This is a genomic window from Sorangium sp. So ce590 (genome assembly GCF_051521365.1).
Lineage (GTDB): Bacteria > Myxococcota_A > Polyangia > Polyangiales > Polyangiaceae > Sorangium.
Genome location: NZ_CP150346.1, coordinates 1,757,136 through 1,782,196, shown reverse-complemented (window position 1 = coordinate 1,782,196; position 25,061 = coordinate 1,757,136). Strand labels below are relative to the sequence as shown.

Annotated in this window: 17 protein-coding genes and 1 pseudogene; 5 read left to right on the top strand and 13 right to left on the bottom strand. The window is 69.3% G+C overall.

Annotated elements, in window-relative coordinates:
• Nucleotides 1–82: 82 nt before the first annotated feature.
• The gene (locus tag WMF28_RS06580) at nt 83–343 is read right to left on the bottom strand and encodes a hypothetical protein (RefSeq protein ID WP_437601213.1); all 261 of its coding nucleotides are present in this window, start codon (nt 341–343) and stop codon (nt 83–85) included.
• A 198-nt stretch (nt 344–541) separates the two neighbouring features.
• Here WMF28_RS06580 and WMF28_RS06575 point away from each other — a divergent pair, with 198 nt between their 5' ends.
• Nucleotides 542–1,510: a hypothetical protein gene (locus tag WMF28_RS06575; protein WP_437601212.1), complete on the top strand. Its 969-nt coding sequence runs from the start codon at nt 542–544 to the stop codon at nt 1,508–1,510.
• Between the two features lie 41 nt (nt 1,511–1,551).
• Here the strand turns inward: WMF28_RS06575 and WMF28_RS06570 are convergent, their stop codons facing one another.
• The 4 genes and pseudogenes from WMF28_RS06570 to WMF28_RS06555 form a co-directional block, all read right to left on the bottom strand.
• Nucleotides 1,552–2,448: an STAS domain-containing protein gene (locus WMF28_RS06570; protein ID WP_437601211.1), complete on the bottom strand. Its 897-nt coding sequence runs from the start codon at nt 2,446–2,448 to the stop codon at nt 1,552–1,554.
• Nucleotides 2,449–2,746: 298 nt separating this feature from the next.
• A pseudogene (locus WMF28_RS06565) lies at nt 2,747–3,080 on the bottom strand (DUF1428 domain-containing protein); the annotation flags it as partial.
• 239 nt (nt 3,081–3,319) lie between these two features.
• Nucleotides 3,320–4,273 (bottom strand): phosphotransferase, encoded by a 954-nt coding sequence (locus WMF28_RS06560; RefSeq protein ID WP_437601210.1) that lies wholly within the window; start codon nt 4,271–4,273, stop codon nt 3,320–3,322.
• Nucleotides 4,270–4,812 (bottom strand): hypothetical protein, encoded by a 543-nt coding sequence (locus WMF28_RS06555; RefSeq protein ID WP_437601209.1) that lies wholly within the window; start codon nt 4,810–4,812, stop codon nt 4,270–4,272. The genes WMF28_RS06560 and WMF28_RS06555 overlap by 4 nt, the downstream gene beginning before the upstream one ends.
• Before the next feature lie 778 nt (nt 4,813–5,590).
• On the opposite strand from WMF28_RS06555, the gene WMF28_RS06550 reads away from it, so the two are divergent.
• From WMF28_RS06550 to WMF28_RS06540, 3 genes are all read left to right on the top strand, one after another.
• A complete protein-coding gene (locus WMF28_RS06550; RefSeq protein WP_437601208.1) occupies nt 5,591–6,463 on the top strand; it encodes a hypothetical protein in 873 nt (290 codons plus the stop codon).
• 537 nt (nt 6,464–7,000) lie between these two features.
• Nucleotides 7,001–12,781 (top strand): HEAT repeat domain-containing protein, encoded by a 5,781-nt coding sequence (locus tag WMF28_RS06545; RefSeq protein WP_437601207.1) that lies wholly within the window; start codon nt 7,001–7,003, stop codon nt 12,779–12,781.
• A gap of 415 nt (nt 12,782–13,196) precedes the next feature.
• Nucleotides 13,197–13,946, top strand: a complete 750-nt coding sequence (locus WMF28_RS06540; protein WP_437601206.1) for a hypothetical protein — start codon at nt 13,197–13,199, stop codon at nt 13,944–13,946.
• Between the two features lie 654 nt (nt 13,947–14,600).
• On the opposite strand, the gene WMF28_RS06535 is transcribed toward WMF28_RS06540, so the two are convergent.
• The 4 genes from WMF28_RS06535 to WMF28_RS06520 are packed head-to-tail and all read right to left on the bottom strand — an operon-like array spanning nt 14,601 to nt 18,009.
• Nucleotides 14,601–15,011, bottom strand: coding sequence for a hypothetical protein (locus tag WMF28_RS06535; protein ID WP_437601205.1), 411 nt, complete (start codon nt 15,009–15,011; stop codon nt 14,601–14,603).
• 3 nt (nt 15,012–15,014) lie between these two features.
• Nucleotides 15,015–16,145, bottom strand: a complete 1,131-nt coding sequence (locus WMF28_RS06530) for a hypothetical protein (protein ID WP_437601204.1) — start codon at nt 16,143–16,145, stop codon at nt 15,015–15,017.
• 5 nt (nt 16,146–16,150) lie between these two features.
• The gene (locus WMF28_RS06525; protein ID WP_437601203.1) at nt 16,151–16,987 is read right to left on the bottom strand and encodes an ABC transporter permease subunit; all 837 of its coding nucleotides are present in this window, start codon (nt 16,985–16,987) and stop codon (nt 16,151–16,153) included.
• A complete protein-coding gene (locus WMF28_RS06520) occupies nt 16,984–18,009 on the bottom strand; it encodes an ABC transporter ATP-binding protein (RefSeq protein ID WP_437601202.1) in 1,026 nt (341 codons plus the stop codon). Before WMF28_RS06520 ends, WMF28_RS06525 begins: the two co-directional genes overlap by 4 nt.
• A 359-nt stretch (nt 18,010–18,368) precedes the next feature.
• Between WMF28_RS06520 and WMF28_RS06515 the strand changes: the two genes are divergently transcribed.
• Nucleotides 18,369–19,529 (top strand): hypothetical protein, encoded by a 1,161-nt coding sequence (locus tag WMF28_RS06515; protein WP_437601201.1) that lies wholly within the window; start codon nt 18,369–18,371, stop codon nt 19,527–19,529.
• 123 nt (nt 19,530–19,652) lie between these two features.
• On the opposite strand, the gene WMF28_RS06510 is transcribed toward WMF28_RS06515, so the two are convergent.
• From WMF28_RS06510 to WMF28_RS06495, 4 genes are all read right to left on the bottom strand, one after another.
• A complete protein-coding gene (locus WMF28_RS06510; RefSeq protein WP_437601200.1) occupies nt 19,653–20,678 on the bottom strand; it encodes a hypothetical protein in 1,026 nt (341 codons plus the stop codon).
• 439 nt (nt 20,679–21,117) lie between these two features.
• Nucleotides 21,118–21,507 (bottom strand): tautomerase family protein, encoded by a 390-nt coding sequence (locus WMF28_RS06505; protein WP_437601199.1) that lies wholly within the window; start codon nt 21,505–21,507, stop codon nt 21,118–21,120.
• A 36-nt stretch (nt 21,508–21,543) separates the two neighbouring features.
• Nucleotides 21,544–22,893 carry an FIST signal transduction protein gene (locus tag WMF28_RS06500; protein ID WP_437601198.1) on the bottom strand — a complete coding sequence of 450 codons (1,350 nt, stop codon included), beginning with the start codon at nt 22,891–22,893 and terminating at the stop codon, nt 21,544–21,546.
• A 210-nt stretch (nt 22,894–23,103) separates the two neighbouring features.
• Nucleotides 23,104–25,026: a D-glucuronyl C5-epimerase family protein gene (locus tag WMF28_RS06495; protein WP_437601197.1), complete on the bottom strand. Its 1,923-nt coding sequence runs from the start codon at nt 25,024–25,026 to the stop codon at nt 23,104–23,106.
• Nucleotides 25,027–25,061: the final 35 nt, after the last annotated feature.

Here is a 25,061-nt window from a genome sequence, read left to right as displayed (position 1 = left end):
CGACGTCGCGGCCATCGCGCGACGCGCCCCCTCACCGCGGCCATCGCGCCGCGCGCGGGTGCCGCGGCCTCTGCCATCCGCGTCAGCGGCGCGGATCGCCCTCGGGCCGCCCACCCGGGTGCGCCGGGTCGAACTGCGCTGGTCGATCTTCGTGCGGTCCGTCCGCAGTGTACCCCCGCTGCGAGGCGCCCTGCTGGCGCGCGATCTTCTCGATATCGCTCGCTCCCTGCGTCGTCTTGTCGTCGTTCAGATGCCGCGTCGGCGCTCCCGGCTCCTGCTGCTCGCCGCCCACCTGCTGCTCCGCCTGTTTGCTCGGTCCTGCATGCTCTTTCGTGCGTTTCATGGTGTCCCTCTGGAGCCCGATCGCCGAGCGTCAACCGGGTTGCTGTGAGGCAGGCGCAACGGTGAAGGATTGATTGATTCCGCGCCGTTCGATGCGTCCATTTCGGTTTCTGCGTGGCCCCGATGCGCCGCGGGAATGTGGGCTCGGGCGACGAGCGGAACTTGGCCGGTCACCACCCTCTCGGCGTAGTCAGGCGCCGTGCCGAGCACACCGCACGAGGTCCTGATCGTCGCATTGCGAGAGCAGCCGGGGTTGCTCGGCGCGCTCGTCTCCAAGCTCACCGGCGTGCAGCTGCCGCGGCGCCTCAAGCCGGCCGACGCCACGCTTCGCTTCGTGAAGCCTGCAGAGCTGCGGCTCGATCTCGTTCTCCAGGGTGGCCGGCGCCGCTGGGTCCTGGTCGAGCTGCAGCGCAGCGTCGACCCGGCAAAGCGCCGCCGGTGGCCCCTCGCGGCCAGCCTGCTCTTCAGCCAGACCGGCGCGCTCGGCGACGTGATCGTCATCACCGCGCGCCGCGCTGTCGCCCGCTGGGCCGAGCGCGTGGCGTGCGTGCGGACGCGCCTCGGGACCGTGCTCCAGCTCAAGCCGGTCGTGCTTCACCTCGGCGACGCCGAGGGCAGAGCGCTGCTCGACGAGCGTCACCCGGAGCTCGCGCTCTTCGCGGCCTGGGCCATGCAACACCGCCATGGGCCCGGGGCGCGCGCCGTCGTCGAGCGGGCGTTCGAGCTGACCGAGCGGCTGCCGCGCGCATTGCGACGGGCCCAGCAGCGTGCGATCCTTTCCGTGCTCAGCGAGCGGATGCTGGAGCTCCTCAGGGAGGCCTCGATGAACCCCGACAAGATCCCGGAAACACCCGCTGCCAGGAAGCTGCGTCTCTTCCTCGAAGCACAGGGGCGGAAGAAGGGCCGGGCCGAGGGCCGGGCCGAGGGCGAGGCCAAGGGCCGGCAAGACGCGCTGCTGACGCTGCTGCGGGCGCGCGGGCTCTCGCCCTCGCAGGACGACGAAGCGCGTATCCGGGCCTGCGCCGACGCGGCGAAGCTCGACCTGTGGATCACGCAGGCCGCCACGGCCACGTCGGTGCGCGAGGCCCTCGGGACGAAGACCCGAGCCGCGAGGGCTCGCCCCCGCACGCCGGCTCGCCCCCGGCCGACACCCGCGTCGCGCTCCTGAGCCGCGCCGGCCTCCGCCGCTGCGGCGAGGCCGGGTACGTCTCATCGCGGCGACGGCGACGGTGCTCCCGGGCTCGCCGTGGCCGCGAACGCGATCCCGCTCTGGAGATCGCGGCGGGTCACGATGCCGGCGAGGTCGATGTCGAGGCCGACGATGGCCTGGGACACCTCGGGCCGGATGCCGGTCAGGACGACCTGCGCCCCGAGCAGCCGGACCGCCCGCGCCACTTGCAGCAGGGCGTTCGCCGAGCCCGTGTCGATGTGCGGCACGCCCGTGACGTCGATGATCGCCACCCGCGCTTGCCGCTCGACCACCTTGCCCAGCAGGTTCTCCATCATCTGCTGCGCCCGCCCCGCGTCCAGCACGCCCACCAGCGGCAGCACGAGGACGCCCTGGCTGATGGGCACGATGGGCGCCGACAGCTCCATGAGCGTCTTCGCCTGCATCCGGAGCGTGTCCTCGAGCTGCTTTCGCTTGGTGATCACCTCCGTGAACAGCATGATCCCGCCGATCTCGCCGGTCGCCGTGTGCCACGGGAAGATCTTCCAGCTCCCCCACTCGACGTGTCCGTCGGCCCGCGGGAAGGGCTCCTCATCATTCCCTTCCGAGGCCCCCGCGAGGCAGCGCTGGTGGATCGCCTTCCAGTGCCCGGGGATCTCGGGGAAGATCTCATAATGGCTCCGACCGATGAGATCTCGACTGTCCATGCCGAAATCTGCCCCGTAACGCTGACTGGCCAGGACGTAGCGCATGTCTCGATCGAACATGGCGAACGCGGCCGGCGTGTAGGTGACAAAAAGGCGCACATGCTCCTCGCTGCGGCGCAGCGCAACGAGGAGGCGCTCCCGCTCCTCGTCCGCCTGCTCCAGCTCGCGGATGCGCTGCCTCAGGCGCTGGTTCTCCGCAACCACATCACTGTAATTCGAATCACCGCTCATCCGTGCCCTCGGTTCTATCCTGGACTGTATATCAAAGAAGCACGGTGCGTGGCGCTCGAAGCGGCCTGGCGCGCGCGCTGCCGGCGAGGGCGGTCGCCGCCTGCCGCACATCGCGCGCGCGACGCCCCTCCAGCGCGCTCCTTGTCGCAACCAGAGCTGCGAGGCTCCTTTGCGCAGGTTTCCGTGCTTACAGCGTTCACTCACATCCGCGCTGGTGGGGAAGCGCCGGCGGCGGCGTGCCCCTGCGCCGGCGCTCAGCGTGTTGATGGCGTGGTTGAACGGGTCGAGCGGGCCGGCGCTGATGGCCATGAAGGGTCATGCGCTTGGGGTCGAACGGCACGTCTTCTGTCATCTTCATGCGCGGGTCGTTCTGCATCTTCTCGTTCGCCCGGTCGCGCACCTCCTTCGATGGCCACACGATCCAGGAGAACACGATTGTCTCGCCTGCCTCGGCCTTCACTGCGCCCTTGAAGTCGGTGATCTTGCCGTCGGGGACGTCGTCGCCCCAGCACTCGACGAGTGCGCGTCGCACCATACTCCTTGAAGATCTGGCCGGCTTTCGCGCAGAGCTCGCGCTAGGCTGCCTTCTTGCCCGCGGGTACCGGAGTGACGAAGCCGTCGATGTAGCTCATGGGGCGCGAGGATGCGGACCTGCCGCTCACGCGTCAAGCGGCGACTCCAGGCCAACGGCGAGCTCGACACTGGGCGTGACGTCGAGCGGCCTCGGGGTCGGCTGGGAGCATTGCTGTCCTGCCGCACAGCAACCGAGTCGAGCCCGGCTGGCCCGGGCGCCCGGCCGCGTCGGCTCTGCGCAGGACCGAGACGATCCGCGGTCGCGGCCGGGCGCCCGCGCCCCGCCTTCAGCGGGGCGTCACGGCCGAGCGCGCAAGACGTCCTGTGCTTCCCGGCGCATCTCGCGCAGGAGGGCGGCGGCGACGGTGCCGGGGTGTGTGCGCTCCGGCGCGGCGCCGAACGCGGCGAGTACCTCCGCGAGCGGGCGGGGCTCCTCGTCCGCGGGAGTCGGCCCGCCGAGGCGGGCTCCCGCGAAGAAGAAGCTCGCGGCGTAGAAGGCGAGGGCGATGGCGCGCCCGATGCGCGCCCGCACGCGGTCCTCGTCGCTCGCGGGCCTTCCGAGGTACGCCCCGAGCAGGGCCTCGCGCTGCTCGGGCCGCGGATACGCGAAGATGCCGAGCTGCGCGAGATCGACGAGCGGATCGCCCGCGCCTGCGGTGGTCCAGTCGACGAGGTACACGCGGTCGGTCGTCACGAGCACGTTGTTCGGGTTGAGGTCGCGGTGACACGGGGCCGCGTGCGCGTGGGGCGCGCTCACCTGCTCGAGCTCGTCGACGGCGCGGACGAGCTCCGCCGGGAGGCCCACGCCTGCGACCGCGGCGCACCGCGCGTCGAGGGAGCGCAGGAAGTCCATGCGCGACGGGCTGCGCGGGAACGGCGGACCGTCGTGGAGCCGCCGCAACGTCGTCGCGATCCGCTCGAGCAGCGTCGGGTCGCCCGTCGGGCGGAGCGGCGTCCCCGCGATGCGGTCCATGATCGTCGCGCCCGTCCGCGCGTCCGCGTGGTGCAGGCGCGGGGCGACGCCGCGCTCGGACGCGACGCGCATGCACGCGATCTCGCGCGCGACCCGCTCCGGATCGCTCGGATCGAGCGCGAAACGCTTCGCGACGTACGGCGCGCCGTCGACGACGAACGCGAGCAGCGCGGCGCCGGAGAACCCGCCCGAGAGCGAGGTCACATCCTCGACTGGGCGCCCAGGGAACGCGGCCTCGAGCGCGGCGGTGAGGTCCGGGTGCATCTCCGGGGCGCTCATGCCGTCCCCCGCGTCGAGGCGAGCCGCTTCGCGTAGAGGCGGCTCCGCGCGGCGAGGTCGGCGGGCTGTGCCCAGTCCCATCCGATCGCCTGCCAGTCCGGGTCGTCGGGGTCGAGCCCGAGCGACGCGACGAACGCGCGATCGGCGACGAAGAAGTGGTGCTTGTACGTGAGAAGATAGCTGCGCGGCGCCTCGGGGAGCGCCGCGACGCGGGCGCGCGCCTCGTCGTGGGTCGCGAACCAGTGGTGGAGCACGCCGCCATGCCCTCCGTAGAGCAATGTCCCGAGCTCGGGCGCGCCGGGCGCTCCGGCGAGGGCGAGGCGGGCGCGCTCCCAGCTCGAGAAGCCGCACTCGCGTGCGACCACAGCGAGGCAGTGCTTCCGGCGCAACCCGGGAACGGCCGCGGCGAGCGCGGCCTCGTCGGCGCGTCCGAGCTCGGGCAGCGCGCGCAGGCGCGCCAGCGCCCCGGCGTCGTTCGACGCGAGCCGCTTGTGCAGCAGCTCGGCGCGGATCTTCAGCTCGCGAACGGGATCCATCATGGACGTCTCCTCTCGAATCGGCCGCTACCCGCTCCCTCGGCCCGAGGATGTCGACGTGGTCATGACGGTGCGAGGTGACCCGCGTTCGTCGCGTGCAGGGTGAAAGGCTTCTTTCCGGCGGGGAGGGCGCCCCTGCGCACCCAGGTAAGCAGGCTAGCGCTCCGCGTCGGGGCGCGCCAGGGGGACGGCGGGGGGGCGCGCGCTCGCACCGAGCCGCGCGTGCGCATGCGGTGACGGCGCTCCGAAGGCGGTAAGACCGCCTCTCCGGCGCCGAGATCGGTGCTCCGATGGCGGTTAGGTCGCCTCTCCGGCGCCGAGATCGGTGCTCCGATGGCGGTTCGACCGCTCATCCAAGACCCCGATCGGTGCTCCGGAGGCGGTTCAACCGCCCCTCCGGCGCCGAGATCGGTGCTCCGATGGCGGTTCAACCGCCCCTCCAGGCCCCAGTCGATGGTCCGGAGGCGGCTCTACCGCCCTCCACCACCGTCATCGCAGGCGCGCGCGCGGGTCGGTGCGACCGCAAGCCGTTGCGCGCAAGCGCTTGCGCAGCAGCGCAAGGCGCGTCGCGTCCCGCGCCCCCCTCCGCCCGCGTACGTCTCGGCGATGCCGAGCTGTTCCAGCCTCATCCGCTGCCGGACATCGACAGCAGACCTCGTCGCGCTGGCATGGCTGTTGATTCCTCCTGAGGCATCGTCTGAGGGCGATCGCGATACCACCCGTCCGCTGTGGTTCATCACGGCATCGACGGGTGCCCGCTCACCTTGCGAGGGAGAAGCTGATGCCGAGATCCAAGCCGAGCACGAAGAAATCTGTACCCGCCAGGCCTGGCGCGCCGAGCGAGGCGGCCAAGGCGTTCGCGCTCGTCGAGCCCGAGCTCGACGACGTCGGCGAGGTGGTGCCGATCAACGTCGATATTCCGCGCGCCGTCTCCGTGGCCATCGGGGCCGTCCCGCACCTTCACGCGCTGCGCCCGCGGTTCGTGGAGGAGCTCCCCAGGCACCCTCTGAGCCAGCTCGACAAGCTCCAGACGTACGCGCTCGCCGCCTGGTATGCGCACCTGCTCGCGCTGCCCGCCTCGGTCGGGCAGGACGCGCTCAAGCGGCTCCTCGACGAGGCGGCGCCGCTGCGCGAGGACCTGCTCGTCGCGGCGGAGGCGCTGGCGCACAAGGGGATCGTCGACGCGCCGCGGGTGGCCGAGATCCGCAGAGGCCAGGGGCACCTCGACACCGCCAACGACCTCGTGGCGCTCGCGGCGCTCTTCAGCGAGGGATGGGACGCCGTGAAGAACAGGACCACGGTCGAGTGGAGAGACGTGGAGCGCGCCTCCCAGCTCGGGCCGGAGCTGCTCGTCGCGCTGGGGGCCCGCCAGCAGCCGGGCCTGCCGGCGCCGAAGGCAGCTGACGCGGCCGAGCGACGGGCGCGGGCGTTCACGCTGCTCGTGAACGCCTACGATGCGTGCCGACGCGCGGTGTCGTACCTGCGCTGGAAGGAGGACGACGCCGACGCGATCGCGCCGTCGCTGTTCGCGCAGGGCGGCGGGCGCAAGCCGGGGGCGGGGAAGAACAACGCGGGTGACGGCGACGACGACGGCGCGAGCACCGAGCCGGGCGCGCCGGGCGGCGAGCCTCTCCTGGAGCCCACCGTGGAGTAGCTGTTCCTCACGCCGCGCCCTCCGAGCGGCGCAGCCCGTTCCAACTTGCGGCTCCCGACGCGGGCTACCTCAACCTCGATCGGGTCGCACCGCGCCGCGATGGCGAGCGCCCGCTCACACGCCTCGCTGTCCGGCGCCGGCTCGCTGCTCTCGGGCGGCGACACCAACCTGGGTCGGGTCGCTGGATCGCTCAATGCCGGTCCGTGCAGCGCTTCGCGCACTGTGGCGCCTAGTCATTTCGGGCACTTACGCGATCGCTGGTGCCTGCGGCGGCCTTAACTGACCGACGTTGCCCCTAGCTGAACCTGGGTCGGGGTCGCCGCCGACGTTGCCCTCGCTGAACCTGGGTCGGGGTCGCCTCCGATCCTCGGGGTCGGGGTCGCCGCCGATCCTGGTTGTGGGCCGGGAGCCGGCCAACGCCACCCGCCTCCGCGCGCGGCGGGCGCGCCCAGTTGACGGCGAGGTGTCCGCTGGCAGAGCATGCATCTGACCATCCGTTACACCCCGCGCGGGTGGCTCCGAGCGGGCAGAGGCACGATGACCCCCAGCGAGACCGAAACGCTTCTAAGTCACATGCAGGTTCCAGGTTGGCCGGCGTATTATGTGCTCGGCTGTTTCGAGAGGCGGGTGACCGTGTACTCGCAGCAGGTGCGGGCGCTAAACCTCATCTGGTCGCTATGCTCCGAGAAGCGCCTCGCTCAAGGCGACAGCGTTGCCGTGGTTGGCGGCGGTGCAGCTGGTCTCATGACGACGGCCGCAGCGTTGCAGCTCGGGTGCAAAGTCACCGTGCTCGAGAAAGCGCAGACGCTGCTGCCGATGCAACGTGGATGTACACATCGTTGGCTGCATCCACACATTTACGACTGGCCCGAACCGAACTCGACTCATCGTGACGCCGAACTGCCGCTCATGAACTGGAGTGCGGGCCATGCCGACGCCGTGGTGCGTGAGCTCGAATCATCCTGGAGGACGATCGCAGCGACGGATCGGCTGAAGGTCCATCTGAACGTGCACAACATCACCCCTAATACTAACGGCACTCTCGAGTGGAGCGGGGAGACAAATCGTGCCGAGCAATTCAAGATCATCGTTCTCGCCGTCGGTTTCGGAGTAGAAGATTCAGCACCGCTCCATGCCCAGTCTTACTGGCGTGCCGACAGCCTACATCAACTGGACCCGCAAGGCAGGGAACACCGTTACCTTGTATCCGGCTGTGGAGACGGCGGGCTCGTCGACCTTCTGCGGATACGTATCTGTGATTTCCGACACGATCAAATCGTGGAGCAGTTCTTCTCGGATGACGGAATGGAAGCGCTACAAGAGTCGCTTCTGGATATCGAAACCGAGGCGCGTCGGGTCCAAAAGACAAATGGAAACGATGCTGTTTCCCACTATTTAAAGCAAATGTACCAGGACCTCCATGCCCCTTCTGGCGTCGACAATGCCTTCCGTCTGCGAAACGACACGTCGGCGGTCCTCTGCAGCATGGGAGGTGAGCACTATACCCTAGGCGCATCGATGCTGAACAGATTCCTCGTTTCTAGAATTTGTCACCACCTGCCCAACAACCGTGTCCGACTGATGTCGGAGACGTTGAGTGCGACAAATATCAGACCAGAAAGTGGTGGATATGTCGTTAGTCTCGCCAATGGAAAACAGGAGAGATTCGATCAAATCATAGTCCGACATGGTCCAAGGAGCACACTCGAGCACGAGTTTCGTTCGATCTGGGAAGCTTGCGGGGGCCTCCGCGCTCGAAACCAACTCGACCAGACACGCAAGCGGCTCTGGCCGAAAGGTCATTTCGGTCCCGAGGGACGATCAGACGGCGACGCCACTCTGAAGCCTGCGGATGGTCGTCCACTTCGCCATGTTCCGACGGCACGCTCATCGGAACTGTCGCTCACAACCTACCTATCGCGCATTCGCGAGCGAGCGGGATTTGTTACTCTGGCCGGCGACACGCGTTCTCATCCAATACAAGATGTCTACGTCGAGCTTGAAATCACGCAAACGGGCGCGGTTCGACGGGCCGAGGACGATGCCGATGAGCCGCTCGGCGAGCGCGAAGAGGACCCTCACAGGGAAGCGCTGAGGACCGAACTCTCCCGAAGAAGCGATGCACCGTGGGCACACCGCTCCGGCACGGAGACGCTTCGGGCGTCCGCGTTGATTGATCTCGCTGTGCGTACCCTGATCGTTGGCGCGGCGGGCACGGGCAAGTCGACACTGCTCCGCTACCTCGCCTGTGAAGCCGCAAAAGGGTACGAGGAAAAGCCCGGGTCGCGGCTCCCTGTGTGGTTGCCGAAGCTGCCCTCCCACCGCGACCTAGGTGACAACCTCGCGGAGGCTCTGGCGAAACGTGCCTTGCTGAGCGTCGGCCTTGACGATGGACCTTCGGATGCACGCCGAGGGCTAGAAGCGGCGATCAACCGTGGCGACGCGGTGATCCTCATCGACAGCCTCGACGAGGCGGATGCGGTCCAGCAGGGTCATACCGCCGAGTGGCTGAGCCAGCTGAACAGCCGAGTCATAGTGGCCTCGCGGCCGCTGCTGGCCGAGATGATCTGGAATAACACAACCCGGGTCACACTCCACGGTATCCCAAGGATTGCCGCCGAACGAATGCTGAGGTCTTACTTCGATGAGGCACCCTGGATCCAGGCGCTCATAAAGCATCTTCACGGTTTTCCAGATGGACAGATCTGGCTCGAGACACCGGTACTGCTCGGGCTAGCGGCGACCCTTTATCAGGTGCATGCAGACCTCCCGACCTCGACACTTCAGCTTTGGGATCAGGCGATCGATCACATGCTGCAGTCGGATCGATTGCCTGCCCAGTTCCGCGGACAAGCGTTGCGGCCGGCGCTCCAGGAGTTCGCACGGCGGATGCTCATTCCTGCAAATGGACCTCCGAGGGTCGTGTTCGAAGAAGTGGAGCTTCCGGCACCGTACCGAAGGTTCTTCTCGCACACCGGGCTCTTCGATGGCATGTCACAAATTCGGTTCACACATCTTGGCCTTGGAGAGCGGCTCGCCGCGGAGGCGGACGTCGACCTCGGCCGCGAGCGCCAGCGGATGTACAGCACGGAGGCGATCGATATTGAGGGCAGCGCTCTCGAAGTGCTGCCTATGGCCCACGCCCTGCAGGCACCGAACGCGTTGGTCGAAGCCTTGGCTGACGCGCGGACCCACGATCGGCGCGACCACCGGCTGGCGCGTCTGGTGCTCCGTGCGATCGGGTATGGAGGTGAGGTGGTGCGCCGATTCTGCGGCCGTCATGCGGACGACATCGTTCGCCTTGTGGCGGAGCGGCTCCAGGTTGCGAGCGGAAGGTTCGGTGACGCGGAGCGTGCGCTGATGTCCTCGGCCGAACGTGCGTTCTTCGTGCTGCGGGAGCATGTCACCCCAAGCTTGGTCGAGCATATGCTCGCGCCGGTGCTCCAGACGCACGGCGAGGCTGCGGCGGAGGCGCACGTCTCGACCTGGCTCCTCGGTCTTCGCGAGCCGCAGCGCCGAGAGGCGCGATGGTGGTCGACTATTCACCGGCAGGCGCGCGCGATCGTGCGCCACTGCAACGATGTCGACCAGCTGAGGCAATTAACTCGGGGTGCGGAGTTGTGGGATCAGGGGCGCGCGCTACGAATCTTAGGCCAGTACCCGGAGCACTGGCCCCGGCTCCGGCCGTTTCTCGATCACACCTCGGAGGAGCTTCGGAACGACGCTGTCATGGCGCTGGCAGACGACGCGGGTGCGGAAATTCAGGTCGTAGAACGGCTTACAGACGACGAAGCCCGGACCCGGAAGTTCGTCGTGCGCTGGCTCGGCCGCCGCTCCGAACAACGGGCCAACTACCTGAACCGCCTGCGCGGTACCTTGAGGTGCGATCCAGATTATGCGGTTCGCGCAGCCGCCATCGATGCCCTGACAGACGATCCTGCATCGCTGCGCCTTATCCGAGCGGCACTCGAAGAGTCGATCGAGTTACCTGCCCGGTGTTCAAGCAGTTTCGTCGCGCTCCGCTCCGCTGCGGTGCGCGCGCTTGCAGACGACACCTTGTCGAAATCGCTCATCCAGAGATATGTTGATGGCCTGAAATGGTCAGTGGAGGACGACGAGAAGACGGTTCGCCAGCTATCCAAGAACCCGAAGTGGCGCGACCGGGTATTGAGCAGGCTAACCACCACGGATGTGTCGTGGCCAGAGGTGGCCGCCCTGGCTGGTGATCTCGAAGCGCTCCCCCTTCTCGTCACACTGCTCGACCGGGCTCAAAACCAGCTGCTTCCCGTCATCATCGATACCGTGGCCCTAGAGGACAGTGCACGACGCCAAATTGTGGCCCTCCTGGACCACCCGAAGTCATTTGTTCGCTGCGCTGCGATCCACGCATTAGGGAAGCAGCACGAGACTTGGCCCGAGATCCGCCACTTCCTGCGAGCGTCGACGGACGACGAGCGCGCCACGGCCGTTCAAGCGCTGTGCCGCGATGACATGGCGCTCGACGAAATAGCTCAGATGCTTCATGATCCCGCGGAACGGGTACGTCGCGCGGTTGTGGATGCGATAGGCGGTCATCGGCGCTCGCATGCGGCGCTGCGCGAATATTTTTACGAAACTCGCTCGAAGCCGGCACATGAAATTATAGACGGGGGGCGCGGCCTGCATCTTCACGAGTACATTCGCGCTGCGATCGTGAGAGTGCTGAGTCCCGTGGACGCCCGCTCACGCGCCCTGATCGAAGAGTCGTTAGCAGACCCTCACGGGGCCGTACGAATCGCGTCCATCAAAGCACTTTCCTCAGATCCATCAATGCATATTCGCCTACAACACCTCGTCGAAGACAAGGACGATCTGGTAATGTGGGCGGCGTATGAAGCCACGAAGAACGACCCAGAGATTCGAGCTCGTCTCGTGGCCTTCCTCGACGAGGACTTGTGGGCTGTCCGAGTCTCGGCATTTCGATACCTCGCGGATCATGCAGCGGCCCGGGAGAAACTTCGCTCCCTGCTCACGTCGGCCGACGCGCCCGGTACAGAACGAGCTACCGCCGTCGAGCCACTCTCGCGCGACCCCGACTCGCTCGCGCTTCTACGCGGTCAAATATTCGATCAAAATAACGACGTTTGCAATGCCGCCTTGAGTATATTTAAGCACGATAACGAAGTACGCCGGATGCTCAGGGATCGAGCGCGAGACGTCCGTTGGCTGCGAAGCCTATCGTTACCATCTGGTAACAACAGGCAGGTTCGTAGGATCCTGGCCAGCGATCCAGAAGCGCATCCGATCTTGGCGTCCTACCTTGAATCAGAAGACGAGCACTTGCTGTCGCTGGTCGTGCGCGCCTTGGCGGACTATCCACCAGCCCGCCTGAGGACCTTCGAGCTACTCGATCATCCGGATGGGAACGTTCGACATGCCGCGTTCATGTCGCTGGGCAGAGACGAGGCTGCGCGCACGCGGTTGCTCTCGGCGCTCTCGAGCGAGGACAAGTACGAGCGCCATGCTGCGGCGACCGCACTCAGCAACGTTCCGGAGGTACGATCACGTTTCATCGCGTTGCTCGACGACGAGGAAAGAGGCACCCGCGAGACCGCCATCGATGTCCTCAAGTCGGACCGCGACCCATCGATCCGGCGCGCCCTACGCGAGAGAGTCGATAGCGAACCGGAAGAAAAGCTGCGGCTCGCGTTGCTTGAGGCGATCGCGGGCGACGCGGACGCGTTCGGCCTGCTTCGCCAACGCCTGTATAACGATCCCGACAGCACTGTGCGCAAGGCCGCAGCGCGCGCGCTTGGCTCCAGCGGATCGCTGCAGGCTGTCGCGCTAGAGAGCTTCTCGTCGATCGCGGATGCATTGGCAGTGGTAGAAGGCAGGGACGCTCCCCCCATGGCCGCTCGGCTGCGCAGCTGGGTGAAGACGCCAAGTTCTCTCGACATTGACCTCGATCCCGAACTGGGCGAACTCGCGCTCGCATGGGTGTGCGTCCGGTTGGCGTGGGCCTCTGAAGACGGTTCGCTGGCCGCAGGCCGTGTATTCGGAGAAGTGGCGCAACCGATGGAACGTCTCTGGGCTCCGGGGCAGCCCGTCCTGATCCGCATCGCGATGGATGTGTCCGAGTTGCCGCGCGAGCGCTTCTTACGACCAAACCACAACCTCATCGAAGCATGGCGGCGAGCGCAGTACCTCCGTGCAGCCAACCCGCCTAGCGTCTTCCTTGCCTGCGCGGACACCGGCTTCGAACACCTGACCCCTCCGGAGATCCAACCGGGAGAAACGCACTGGGGACCGACATTCTTCGGATTTCGGCTGCATACCTAGCGGTTAGGCGCTGTAAAAAATAAATTGATCAGTGCGACCACTTGATAGCTCCAATCACGATCAAGATCATCACGCCGCAGCGCCTCGCGACTCCTGCTTGCCTAGACTCCGAATCAGAAGTTGGCGATTTTATTCTTTTACAGCGCCTTACCAGGCCAGGTCATTGATAGCCATCAAATCGAACTGGATGACGGCCATCATCGCGCGGCCGCACGCCCACCGCAGCCGCGATGGAGCGGGCGTGCTCGGGCGCGTTAAGGGTTGGCTCCCTTCGATTGCCGCTGCGCGTCCTTGACTCGCCCTGCGCGCGCCCGCTGGCTGCCGCTACGGGTGATAAACATACGGATGCCGCCGGCTGGGGGTTCCAGCCTCCGGATGGGCACTCAAGGAGTCGGCTCAGAAAGTGCATCAAGAGATGCATCCATCGGGCGCGATAACAACGGAGCTGCCCCGGACGCGTGCGACGCTGCTGCTGCTGCTGCTGCTGCTGCTGCGGCGGCTGCTCGGCTCAGGCCGCCGCTTGCGCGAGGTGCTGGCCAATCTGGCGGCACTCGCCGCCTGGTACGCGCACCTGCTCGCGCTGCCCGCCTCGGTCGGGCAGGACGCGCTCAAGCGGCTCGTCGACGAGGCGGCGCCGCTGCGCGAGGACCTGCTCGTCGCGGCGGAGGCGCTGGCGCACAAGGGGATCGTCGACGCGCCGCGGGTGGCCGAGATCCGCAGAGGTCAGGGGCACCTCGACACCGCAAACGACCTCGTCGCGCTCGCGGCGCTCTTCAGCGAGGGATGGGACGCCGTGAAGAACAGGACCACGGTCGAGTGGAAAGACGTGGAGCGCGCCTCCCAGCTCGGGCCGGAGCTGCTCGTCGCGCTGGGCGCCCGCCAGCAGCCGGGCCTGCCGACGCCGAAGGCAGGCGACGCGGCCGAGCGGCGCGCGCGGGCGTTCACGCTGCTCGTGAACGCCTACGATGCATGCCGACGCGCGGTGTCGTACCTGCGCTGGAAGGAGGGCGACGCCGACGCGATCGCGCCGTCGCTGTTCGCGCGGGGCGGCGGGCGCAAGCCGGGGGCGGGGAAGAACAACGCGGGTGGCGGCGACGACGACGGCGCGAGCACCGAGCCGGGCGCGCCGGGCGGCGAGCCTCTCCTGGAGCCCACCGTGGAGTAGCTGTTCTCGCGCCGCTACCCTGGACTCCACCCCATCATCCATCCATCGCGCGTCGCCCTGGATGAACGTCGGCGAGGACGACGCTATCATTCACGTTGATCGAGCGAGAAATGAACCGCCAAGGCGCTAAGGACGCCAAGAAGAGAACCAAGTCTTGGCGTCCTTGGCGTTTTGGCGGTTCAAAATTCGCTCTTTTCAAGCGGTTTCAACCTGATTGTCGCTCCAGGCGTTCGGCGGGCGCATCCGCAATCGCGCTACCCGGGAGCCTGAGGAATCCCCTCAAATTTTTCGGGGAATTCACATGAAGACGGGAAGACGGGAAGCAAAATCTCTGAGAAATCTTCCCGCCTTCTCGCCTTCATGTTCAATTTCTCGCTGGAAGCGGCCACAAAATGAGGGGATTCCTCAGCCCGGGAGCAGGTCTTCGGCGCGAAAGGTTTCGATAAGCCCCTGTCGGCGGAGCACGCTCAGGTGTGTGCACAGCGCTCTTGCATGCTTGAGATCGTCGGGCGCATGACAGAGGAAGATCCGACGCGGGCGAGCCTCTGTGACGATGCGATCCTCACCAGGAAGCCCTGGTCGATGCCAGGACACGATGAAGCGGGTGCGCCCGGTGCAGTCCGGCGACGAGCGCGCTCGTATCGAAGGCGATCTTCACGAACCACCCTGGATGCGCTCCATCCCTGCATCGCGCTCAGGGCGATGATCGAACGCATCGGCGGGCACGGTGGCGTCGGCGTCGACCAGCAGAAGACCATGCCGCTCGGTCAAGGTCACGCCCCCACAGCGAGCTGGCTCCTCTGCGCCAGGGACGTCGCTCGCCGCCTCGTGCGCGACGAGCTCGATCACGCGGAGCCGATCGGGGACAGGTAGGGCGCGGATGGCGGCGACAATCTGGTCGACGGTCATGTCCGGCAGGATGCCATCCCCGCAGCTCTTGAAAAAGTCGACGATCCCGTTGCAGGGCATCGAACGGGCGAAGCGGACGAGTGGCCCGGCAACCCCAACCTGGGTCGGGTCGCTCGCGCTAGCTGAACAACGCCGGATCGCCGGATCGCGACCCAAGCGTCAGGGCGCCCTCACCGCGCCTCTCCCCCCCTCCCCTCCCGGCGCCTCCTCGCCCGGCGCCTCTCTTCCCGCCCCCTCCTCGCCCGGCGCCCCGCCGTCCCTCCGGCGCTCCCGGCAGCGGCCCAGCACGTTCTGGATCATCGGCAGCGGCAGCGCGAGATCCAGCGAGAAGCGGCCTTCGCGCGGGCTCACCCGCGCCAGATCCAGCAGCTCGGCGAGCTGCTCCTCGCCGTCCGCCTGCGCCTTCAGCCGGCCCAGCGAGAGCGCGGTCCCGAGCGTCTTGCCGAGATCGTCCACGTCGGCCGCCACGGGCCCCGTCACATCGGCCACGATCGCGACGTCCTCCGACGCGTCGACATGCAGCTCCACCTGGCCCACCGCGCCGCGCAGGCGCTCGGCGATGTCCGGCGCGCTCCTCTCGAGGAGCGCCGCCACATCGTCGGCCGAGAGCACCCCGTACGCATCCCCGTAGCTCGCCCACTCCGGGATCACCGGCGGCGCAGGCGCCACGTTGTCCTCGAGCCGGTCGATCGCGGCCTCGATCGCCTGCACGTCCGTGCCGACGAACAGGAGGCCGTCACCCCAGCTGCCGGACACAAGCAAGCCCTCCTCCTCGAACAGCGTACCTCTCGCGCCGTACGCGCGGCCGCTCCCCCGCAGGGAGTCCAGGCGCTCCGACGGGGACTGTCGTCCCGATATCACCACGAGGCCCCCCGACGACGCCGCGATCCGGTCGATGTCCTCGAGCACGTCGATCCCGAACTCACCCTCGAGCTCCTCGAAGCCATCCATCTCCATCTTGGCGAGCAAGCAGTCGAGCCAGAGCTTGCCCGCCGGCGACTCCTTGATGGCGCTCGCCTCGAAGACGACCGCCGACGTGGCCTTGTCCGTCGGCAGCGCCGTCAGCAGCGGGTCGCGCCTGGGCTTTTGCTCCTGGCTCGGGTCCACCTCCCGCGGCGGCGGCAGCGTGCGGCGGCGCTGGCTGCGCTCGACCTCGGGGCCGCGCGGGCCGCGCGGGAACTCAACGCGCGGCTTCTTCGCGGACGTTGTCTTGTCATCGCCGCGCGCCATGAGCCACGCGGCGAGGCCGAGGAGGAGGACCGCAGCGAGGAGCCAGGCTCGATGACGCATGGTGCTCAAAAATCCTTCTGCTCGAATCGCCAGATGCCGAAGGCGACGGCGGCGAGGCCGAAGACGGCTATCCCGGCGAGCTGACTCGCGAGGTCGAGCGCCTCGACGGGCGCCGAGGCGGCGAGATCGGCGGAGGTGTCGGCCAGCGTGGAGACGCGCGGCAGGAGCGAGGTGACGGCGCGGAAGAGCGCGCGGGGGGCGCCGGGCTCGAAGAAGGTCGCGAGGCGCTCGCGGTAGCCGGCGACGATGCCCGCGAGGAAGAGGGCGCCGCCCGTCGCGGCGGAGAGCGCGGCGCTGCGCGCGAACACGGCGGCCGCGAGCATGCCGCCGTAGAGGGCGGCGAAGGTGACGCTCGCGAGCAGGGCGGCGAGGACCGGGCGCAAGGTCCAGACGCCTGTCTTCACGGCGAGCAGGAGCGTGAGGCCGCCCGCGCCGTAGAGCGCGCCGGCCATGGCGAGGCCGAGCACGCCCAGGAAGGTGCCGGCGAGCAGCTCCCAGCGCTGGACGGGGAGCGCGAGGAGGTGCTCGATGCGGCCGGGCGCGAGCAGGCTCGGGGCGAAGTCGGCGCAGGCGAGGACGCCGAAGCCGAGGCCGCCGTAGAAGATGACATACGCCGCCGCCCGGAAGATGGGCCGGAGGGCGACGTCGACCGACCGGATGTCGGTGGGGACGACCTGGCCGAAGAGGCGCGTCGCGGCGAGGGCGCCGTCGACGACGTCCATGCGCAGGGTGAGGCCGGCGACGCCGAGCAGGAGCGTGATGCCGGCGCCGAGGGCCAGGAACCACCTGCGCGAGGCCGCCTCGCGGATGAGGTCGAGCGCGACGGCGAGGACGGTCGTCACGGCGAAGCTCCGGCGGAGCGGGCGGGAGCGCGCGCGCGGCCGGCGCCGCCGCCGGGGTCGTCGCTCGGTCCGTCGCCGGGCCCACCCCCGCCCGCGGCGGCGGCCTCGGGCCCTTCCCGCGCGCCGAGGGCCTCGGCGAGGACGTCCTCGAGGTCGCGCATGTCCCGGGCGAGCTCGACGAGCAGGGCGCCCCGGGCGCGGGCGCGGTCGAGCAGGGCGTTGAGGTCCTCGGGGCTCGCGGCGTCGCAGGTGAAGGCGCCCTCGGCGTCGCGGGCGACGAAGCCGAGCGGGAGGAGCGCGGCCGGATCGCAGCCGGGCGCGAAGCGGACACGGAAGCGCGTGGCGCTGCCGCAGAGGGCCTCCAGGGCGCCTTCGCGGATGAGGCGGCCGCCGGCGAGGATGCCGATGCGGTCGCAGACGCGCTCGGTCTCGGAGAGCAGGTGCGAGTTGAGGAAGAGGGTGACGCCGCGGGCGCGCTCCTCGGTGAGGAGGCGGCGGATCTCGGCGCGGCCGAGGGGGTCGATGCCGTCGGTGGGCTCGTCGAGGACGAGGAGGTCGGGCGCGCCGAGGAGGGCCGCGGCGAGGCCGAGGCGCTGCTTCATGCCCTTGGAGAAGCCGCCGATGCGGCGCTGGGCGCTGTCGCCGAGCCCGACGCGGGCGAGATCCCGAAGGAGCGCGGCCTCGGTCATCGAGAGGCGCTTGAGCCGGGCGACGCTGGCGAGAAAGGCGACCGGCGTCCAGGCGTGCGGGAGGTGAAGGCGCTCGGGGAGATAGCCGATGCGGGCGCGGACGGCGCGGTCCTCGGGGGCGCCGCCGAGGACGCGGACGACGCCGGAGGTGGGACGGACGACGCCGAGGAGGGTCTTGATGAAGGTGGTCTTGCCAGCGCCGTTGGGGCCGAGCAGGCCGAACGCGGCGCCGCGGGGGACGGCGAGATCGAGGCCGGCCAGGGCCTGTTGGCCCTCCCGCCGGAAGAGACCCGCGTAGGTCTTGCGGAGCGCGGCGGCTTCGATGGCGAGCACGGCGGGAGCATAGCCCAGGTGGGAATCCGGGGATGGGGCGAGGTGTCGGAGCCTCCACGCACGGCCTGGGATCACCCGCCCCGCGCTCGCGCGGGCTGGGCTCACACCCGGTATCGAGCGCCCGGCATCAACGCATGTGCGAGCCCGCCCATGGCGGTTGCGGCCGATCTTCAAGGCGCTCCGCAGGAGATGCACGAGCGGCGTTCGCCGTGGAGACTCCGCAGGGAGCGCGCGGCGCATTGCGCCCTACTGGCAATCTTCCAACCAGCGCCGGCAATTTCTCGCTCGTGCGGGGCCTGATGGCCCCGGATAGACACGATCCTCGGACGCTGCCGCCCTGGATCGTGTAGGGTGCGAAGGTGGTGGATCTCGACGCGATCTCGGACCGGACCTACGTCGCTGCGGGAGCAGACTTCGCCTTCGTGATCACCCGGCGGGGACAGCTCGTCACCCGACGAGCGCCGCGCGACATGTCCAAGGAGGGCCGCAGCCGGATCGTCGAGGCTGCGCTGAGCCTCGGAGACCGGGGCCGGCTCGGGCATGTGGAGCTGTCGCGCGAGGACCTGGTCCCGTACGGCGGCGCGGCGCCCGTCGACCTGTACTTCGGTGTGACCGCGGAGGTGATCCTCTGCGTGGTCATGCCCACGTGGGCGGAGCGGGAGGGCGTGCTGCCCGCGATCGAGCGCGGCCTGCGCGCCATCGACGAGGGCACCCCGGCGGAGCCGCAGCCGGTCCGCAAGGGGCACCGGCGCACCCGCTCGCGCCCGCGCACCGAGGCGGCGCCCTCCTCGGCCTCGCGGCCGCGCACCGAGGCGGCGCCCTCCTCGGCCTCGCGGCCGCGCATCGAGGCGGCGCCTCCCTCGGCGCGCCGCGCGGTCGCCGAGGTCCGCGAGCCGCCGCCGTCCCCCTGCGCGGTCGCGGCCTCCTGCGAGCGGCCGCCGTCGCCCTCCAGGCGCGCCGCGCCGTCGCCGCCGGCCGGCAGGCGCAGCGCCGTCGCGGGCCTGGTCCTCCTCGCCAACGGCGGGCCGCCCCGCTCGCTGGCGCGCCCGGTGATGCTCCACGACGCGCCCCCGCCGCCCGCGGCCTCGCCCCAGCCCTCCGCGTCGCTGCCGGACGCCGACATCCAGCCGTCGCTGCCCGAGATCCGGGTGGGCATGGCGTCGGTGGGCCACGAGACCCTGGCGGCGATCGAGGCCGACCTGCAGCAGCCGGCGCGCGCCGGCTCGATGCCCGAGGCGCTGCGCTTCGAGCTGGTGAGCATCAGCCGCGAGAGCCTGCTGGAGATCGCGGCCGAGGAGGGGCGCCAGGCGACCGCGGGGCCGCGGCCCTCCATGCCGCTTGTGCGCCCGGAGCGCCTCACCCACCCCTGGGTCGAGGCGCCCGACGACGCGAGGCGCATGGCCGAGGCCGAGAAGCGCGCCCGCAAGACCGCGCCCCCGGAGCTGGACGTCGAGCTCGTCGAGCGCGAGACCGAGGCCCTCGACGCGGCGCTCGCGGCGCGGCGCACGCAGTCGGGCTGAGCCAGGGCTTCGCCCTCGGCATCGTCAGGGGAGATCGAACGATGCTGGAGTGAAGCGGAGCTTGAAGGACGCCGCGAGCCGCAGCGGCGCTCCCGCGCGCGGAGAACCATCCTCCTGCGGGAGCTACGATGGGCGAATCGGCTCCGCAAGCCAGCGAATCAGCGCCTCGCCGTCGAGATCGAGCAAGGCATCCTCGACCTCGCCCGGACCGAGCGCGCGGGCTCGCTCGACGATCGAGCGCTCTTCTTCGGCCGTCGGTCGTCGCCCGATCCGCCGCGCGAAGAGCCGACCGAGCAGCTCCGCGATCGCCTTCTGCTCGCCGCGCTCCTCTCCTCGTCGCTCGCCGCGCTCCTCTCCTCGTCGCTCGCCGCGCTCCTCTCCTCGTCGCTCGCCGCGCTCCTCTCCTCGTCGCTCGCCGCGCTCCTCTCCTCGTCGCTCGGCCTCGATGATCATCTCCCCGATGATCGGCGTGCGCCGGAGCAGCCCCTCTTCCTTGTCCTCCACCATGACGATGAGCTCCTTCAGCAGATTATGCCCCCAGGGATCGATGGTCGCCATCACCAGGAGCGCCGTGTACAGCTCGGCCCGCTCCTCGGCGGTCTCCGCCCCCGCATGGATCTCCCTGACGATGTCCCGCAGCGCCGCCGCGGTCGCGTTACGCGCGAGCGGGGTGAACACAAGCCAGAGCACGCTGCCCCGCGACCGGAGCTCGGAGAGCGTGCGCTGGTAGACGGCGTCGACCCGGAAGTGCGCGCCGCTGAACGGCCGCCCCGGCCAGGCGATGCGGCGCTTGCCCGTCGCCGGCAACCGCCGCCTGCGGCCCGACAGGACCACGGCGACGCTCTCGATCGGCGGCACCGGCTCACCGGGGGCTTCGAGGCGGAGCGCGGCGAAGAGGAAGCCGAGGTATTCGAACACGCGATCCGGGACGTCGTCGCGGAGCGTGAAGCAGAACTCGACGTGCAGCACCCGCGGCTCGCCGCCGACCCGCAGGCGCAAAGCCTTATCGAGGCGGCGCTCGATGTTGGTGACCTGGCTGTCGACCCAGCCGAGGACCTCGATGGGGCACCCCTCGGGGACGAGGGCACGCACCAGGTCCTCGGGGCGCCTTCGGGCGAGGTGGCGCAAGGTGATGTCGGCGTCTCCCATGCGCGGCGCTCATGGCAGATCGCGCACCAGGGGTTCAGGTGGCAAAGATCAAGGGATTCCCGGTGACGCGTGCCGTCGGGCAGGTGGCGGCGCCATGGCGGGAGGCGGCCTCGCGAACCGCGTGGGGCGCCACGAGGAGCCCCGGCGGCTGCTCTCGTACCCGATGGCGGGACCGATCTGGTCGACGGTCATGGTCTGCAGGATGCCATCTGAGGGATCCCCTCATTTCGTGACGAAATGAGGGGATCCCTCAGATGCGCCGGATCATCTGGAGGAGCTCACGGAGCTCGCGCACCAGCTTATCGAGATCGGCGCCATGGAGGCGACCGTGGGGCCAGCCCATGGCGCGCTGGCGCGGGTCCTGATGGCGCGGAGCCGCCTCCGCGGGTGGGCGAGCTCTCGCGCGCGTGGCTCGGGCGCGACGTCGAGGGACGGGACACTACAGGTTGACCTTGTAGTTCAGCTTGACCTCGTCGCCGTGCATGCCGCGGAACCCCCAGTCGTGGGGCGGCGACTCCGAGATGCAGATCTCGATGTCCTGGTGGTCGATGCCAACCTCGTCCCGGATCCTGTCGAACAGGAGCCGCACGAGCTTCTTCTTCGTCTCCACGCTGCGCCCGGTCATCATCGAGATCTCGATGATCGTGTAGGCGTCGGTGCGCCCGCCCGGCGCCAGCATGTCCTCGCGCTCCATCGGGAAGAAGCGGTGCGCCCGCTTGTCCTGCGGGAGCTGCAGCGCCTCCATGACGCAGGCGTGGATCACCCGCGACAGGGTCTCCTTCACCGGGTCGAGCCTGTCCTTGATACCGTAAACCTTCACCTGCGACATCGGGGTTCTCCTGGAGAGCGCAACAGCCGCCGCCCTTTACGGCTCGTTCTGCGTCGATTGCCCGAACAGGACGACGGCGATCGACAGGTTCGCGTGCTGGTTCTTGCCGCGGACGAAGCATCCCTGTTCCCCGAACGTGAACGTGCCGAGGAACGGCGTCGTCCCCAGCGCGGCGGTCATCCCCTGGACGACGCGGCCGATGTCGTCACGCACCGCGAGCATGCACCCGGCGCAGAAGATCACCAGCGCGCCCTGCGGCTGGAACGAGGGCCGCGTGGCCTCCAGCGCGGCGCCCGCCACGGACTGGATGCGATGGAGCACGCCCCCTCTCGACCCCTTCATGAGCGCGAGCTCGTCCCCCTCGTTGATGTGCACGCCGAACGTCAGCGCGTTGTCCTTGTCCACCGCGTTCGGATGGATGAGCAGGAACTGGGGGGCCTTGCCGGCCCAGCCGGAAGGCCGTCCGAGCGGGCAGAGGGCGCTCTCCGCAGCGATCGATCCGCCGCCGAGCTGCGCGGCGAACATGCCGCCGGTCCAGCGGTTGTACACCTCCGCCGCCGGCTGCCCGTCGATCTCGGGCACCCGCCGCCCCTCCGAGCGCGTGACCCAGCCCCGGTGCTCGGTCGGCGCGTAGCCGGAGCCGAACGCATGGGCGACCTCGCCGGAAGGGTACAACGCCGACAGCAGCACCGCGTCGCGATGCGCCTGCCCGCGCCCGAGCTGCGACAGCGCCCCGTCGAGCGAGTCCGCCGCAGACGTGCCGCCGAACACCGGCACATCGGCCCCGACGGCGTCCTCGATCCCGCAGAGGACCTGCTCCTCCACCCCGAGCGGCGCGGTCAGCCAGAACAGCGCCGGCGGCTTGCCCGCCCGGCCGGCGTCCTCCATCGCGCGGCGCGCCGCGCGGGTGGCGGCGGCGCGCGGCGACTCGCCGATCGGCTCGACCGCGGCGCCGTAGGCCCCTTGCGCGTCCGCGATGCCGAACAGCGCCAGGCCGGGGCCCGGCGCGCCGTGGACCCCGGCGGCGGTCATCACCGAGAGACAGGAGCTCGATCCGTGGACGCGCACCGAGGGCGGAAGTGCCGCCGTGGCGCGCGCGAGCTCGCCGAGATCGTGGCCCTCGGTGTAGCTCAGAAAAAGCTGGTCCGGCTCTGTGCCGAGGCTCGCGCGGAGCGCGGACATGGCCTCGGCAAAAGCGACGTCGGTCGAGCCCGCCGTGGAGGACGCGGTGGCCATCTTCATGCGCTCCGCCGCCCCTTCAGCGCCCGCGCGGCCCCCCCGCGGAGCCTCGTTCGCGCCGGCCTCTTTCGCGCCAGCCTCTTTCGCGCCGGCCTCTTTCGCGTCGAGAAGAGCGCTGGTCCCACTGTCCACGTCGCTGTTGCTCATCGGCATCTTGACCTCCTGCCGTGCCCCCGGTCGGGTCGATCACGCCGGATCCATATACACCACCCCGCGCCGGCCCTGTCCGGTTTCGACCGCAGGAGTGGAGCTCTCCGCGAGCTCATCCCTGGGATCTCCAGCGCTCGGCCCGGAGAGGCACGCGGGGTCGCGGTCGCGTGGTCCAGAGCGCCGCCGGCCCGCCGGCGCGCGCTTTCTTCAGTCGTCCGACGCCTCGTCCTTCGGCCCGGACTGACCTGCTGCGGCCTCGTCGCTCTCCTCGCCGTCCTCCTCGGCGAGCCCGGCATCCGCCGCGCCCGCGCTCGCCGACTCCGCCGCGAGCGCCATCCGCTCGGCGAGGGGCCGCTCGGGCAGCGCGAGCAGCGGGCCGTCGCCGAGCTCGTCGATCATGTTGAGGTATGCGTTCATCGCGTGGCACACCGAGTCGGTGCGCACGTAGCGATCCCTGACGCTCCAGAACACCCCGCCGGCGGCCGCCTGTGGGTCCTTCACCATGAAGGAGTTCTCGGGGCCGTAGGTATATTGCAAGATCTGCCGGATCGCCGCGACCACAGCGTCCTTGTACCGGTCGCAGCCCGTCATGCCCTTCTGCCGGCAGTGGTGGTGTACCTCCGACATCACCTCGGCGAGCCACCCGCTCCCGCTGCTCGACAGCGACCGCTGCCAGCGGCCGTAGCGGTAGGCGTCCTCGGGCCTGCGCCACTGCCGCTTCACGAGATCGTCGGCGCAGCGGAAGACGGTCTGCTCGATGCGCTGGTCGCCGCTCGCCCTGACGAAGTCGAGCAAAGACATGACCGCCCACGAGCTCGAGATCGGGTTGGGCTTCCTGTAATCGTCGCCGAGGAAGCAGCCCTGCTTGGCGATCCTGGCGAGCAGGAGGTCCGCTGTCTGGGCCGCGGCGTCGAGGTATTTCTTGTTGTTCGTGGCCCGGTAGGTGCGCGACAGCGCGGACAGGACCTGCCCCGTGTAGAGCGTCGACTCCTTGCCCTGGACCTTCCATGTGCCGCCCTCTTGTCCGGCCAGGGCCGAGCGCACGCTGCCGTCGGGCCGCTGCATCGAGATCAGCCAGTCGGCCGCGATCACGGCGGACTCGAGGTACTTCTTCTCCTTCGTGACGCCGTGGAGCTCGATCAGCGTGAAGATCGACTTCGACGCCGTGCCGACGACCAGCCGGCGCTCGGGCCGCTTGCGCTCCAGATCGAACGCGTAGAAGAAGGCGCCGGCCGTCCGATCGCGCGCCTCGCGGCTCTGCATGCCCATCATGAAGCCGGCGGCCTCGGTCGCCTGGCGGAGCAGGCGCTCGTCGGGCTTGTAGGCGTGCAGCTTCAGCAAGGTCAGCGCCGTGGAGGCGGTGTAGATCGTGTGGAGCTCGTCCTCGAACCGGTCCTGAGGGGCGTGATAGTACTTGTGAACCCCCTTGTGCAGCGGGTCGATGACGCGTAGCAGATAGCCTTTGCCGTCCTCGATGCGCTTCGCGAGAAGGGCCTTGTCGAGGGCGCGGACCGGCACGAGCCCCTGGGTGAGCTCGACGCCCTTCCCCTTCCGCTCGACGCTCTCGACCATCGACTCATGATGATCCGGCAGCTCCACGACGAGCCGCGCGCCGGCGAGCGCCTCGCGCGCGCCCCCCGCCGCGGCCACGGCCCGGCGCGTCGCCTCCTTGAGCGCGACGCAGAGCCCCGCGTCCGACGCCTCCGCGCGGGCGATCTGCTTCCCTTCCTGGAACCCCATCACCACGGCGCGGAAAGGGCGTTTGGACGACAGGGACAGAGCGCACGCCACCTTGTCGCCGCCCGCGGCGACCTGGCGGACAAATGCGATGGTGCGATCGCGGAAGGTGGCATTGTCGAGCTCGGCGCCCGCGCCGCCGCCCTCCGGGACCTGGATCGCCGGGTCGGGCACCCGGGGCAAATTCGCGGCGATCTGGGCCGCGAAGCGATCGTCGGCCGGGGGCGCGACGGCCTTGCGGACCTCCGGGGTACCGGCCGCCGCGGCCGGCGCGGCGGCGTCGGGCTTGCCGGCCGCGGCCTCGCCGGTGGGCTTGCGGCTGTCGCAACCGATGATGAGCGCGGCGGCCACGGCCGCCAGGGTTGCGATGGAGAGGGCGCGTGCAGACGACATGGCCAAGTACCCCGGAAGCGGCGATATCGACGCGT

Bases quoted from the DNA above. Each gene is read 5' to 3' on its own strand.
- WMF28_RS06550 (WP_437601208.1), top strand. From the start codon at position 5,591: ATGCCGAGATCCAAGCCGAGCACGAAGAAATCTGTACCCGCCAGGCCT.
- WMF28_RS06560 (WP_437601210.1), bottom strand. From the start codon at position 4,273: ATGAGCGCCCCGGAGATGCACCCGGACCTCACCGCCGCGCTCGAGGCC.
- WMF28_RS06570 (WP_437601211.1), bottom strand. From the start codon at position 2,448: ATGAGCGGTGATTCGAATTACAGTGATGTGGTTGCGGAGAACCAGCGC.
- WMF28_RS06510 (WP_437601200.1), bottom strand. From the start codon at position 20,678: ATGGGAGACGCCGACATCACCTTGCGCCACCTCGCCCGAAGGCGCCCC.
- WMF28_RS06555 (WP_437601209.1), bottom strand. From the start codon at position 4,812: ATGATGGATCCCGTTCGCGAGCTGAAGATCCGCGCCGAGCTGCTGCAC.
- WMF28_RS06495 (WP_437601197.1), bottom strand. From the start codon at position 25,026: ATGTCGTCTGCACGCGCCCTCTCCATCGCAACCCTGGCGGCCGTGGCC.
- WMF28_RS06500 (WP_437601198.1), bottom strand. From the start codon at position 22,893: ATGAGCAACAGCGACGTGGACAGTGGGACCAGCGCTCTTCTCGACGCG.
- WMF28_RS06545 (WP_437601207.1), top strand. From the start codon at position 7,001: ATGACCCCCAGCGAGACCGAAACGCTTCTAAGTCACATGCAGGTTCCA.
- WMF28_RS06540 (WP_437601206.1), top strand. From the start codon at position 13,197: ATGCATCCATCGGGCGCGATAACAACGGAGCTGCCCCGGACGCGTGCG.
- WMF28_RS06505 (WP_437601199.1), bottom strand. From the start codon at position 21,507: ATGTCGCAGGTGAAGGTTTACGGTATCAAGGACAGGCTCGACCCGGTG.
- WMF28_RS06580 (WP_437601213.1), bottom strand. From the start codon at position 343: ATGAAACGCACGAAAGAGCATGCAGGACCGAGCAAACAGGCGGAGCAG.
- WMF28_RS06530 (WP_437601204.1), bottom strand. From the start codon at position 16,145: ATGCGTCATCGAGCCTGGCTCCTCGCTGCGGTCCTCCTCCTCGGCCTC.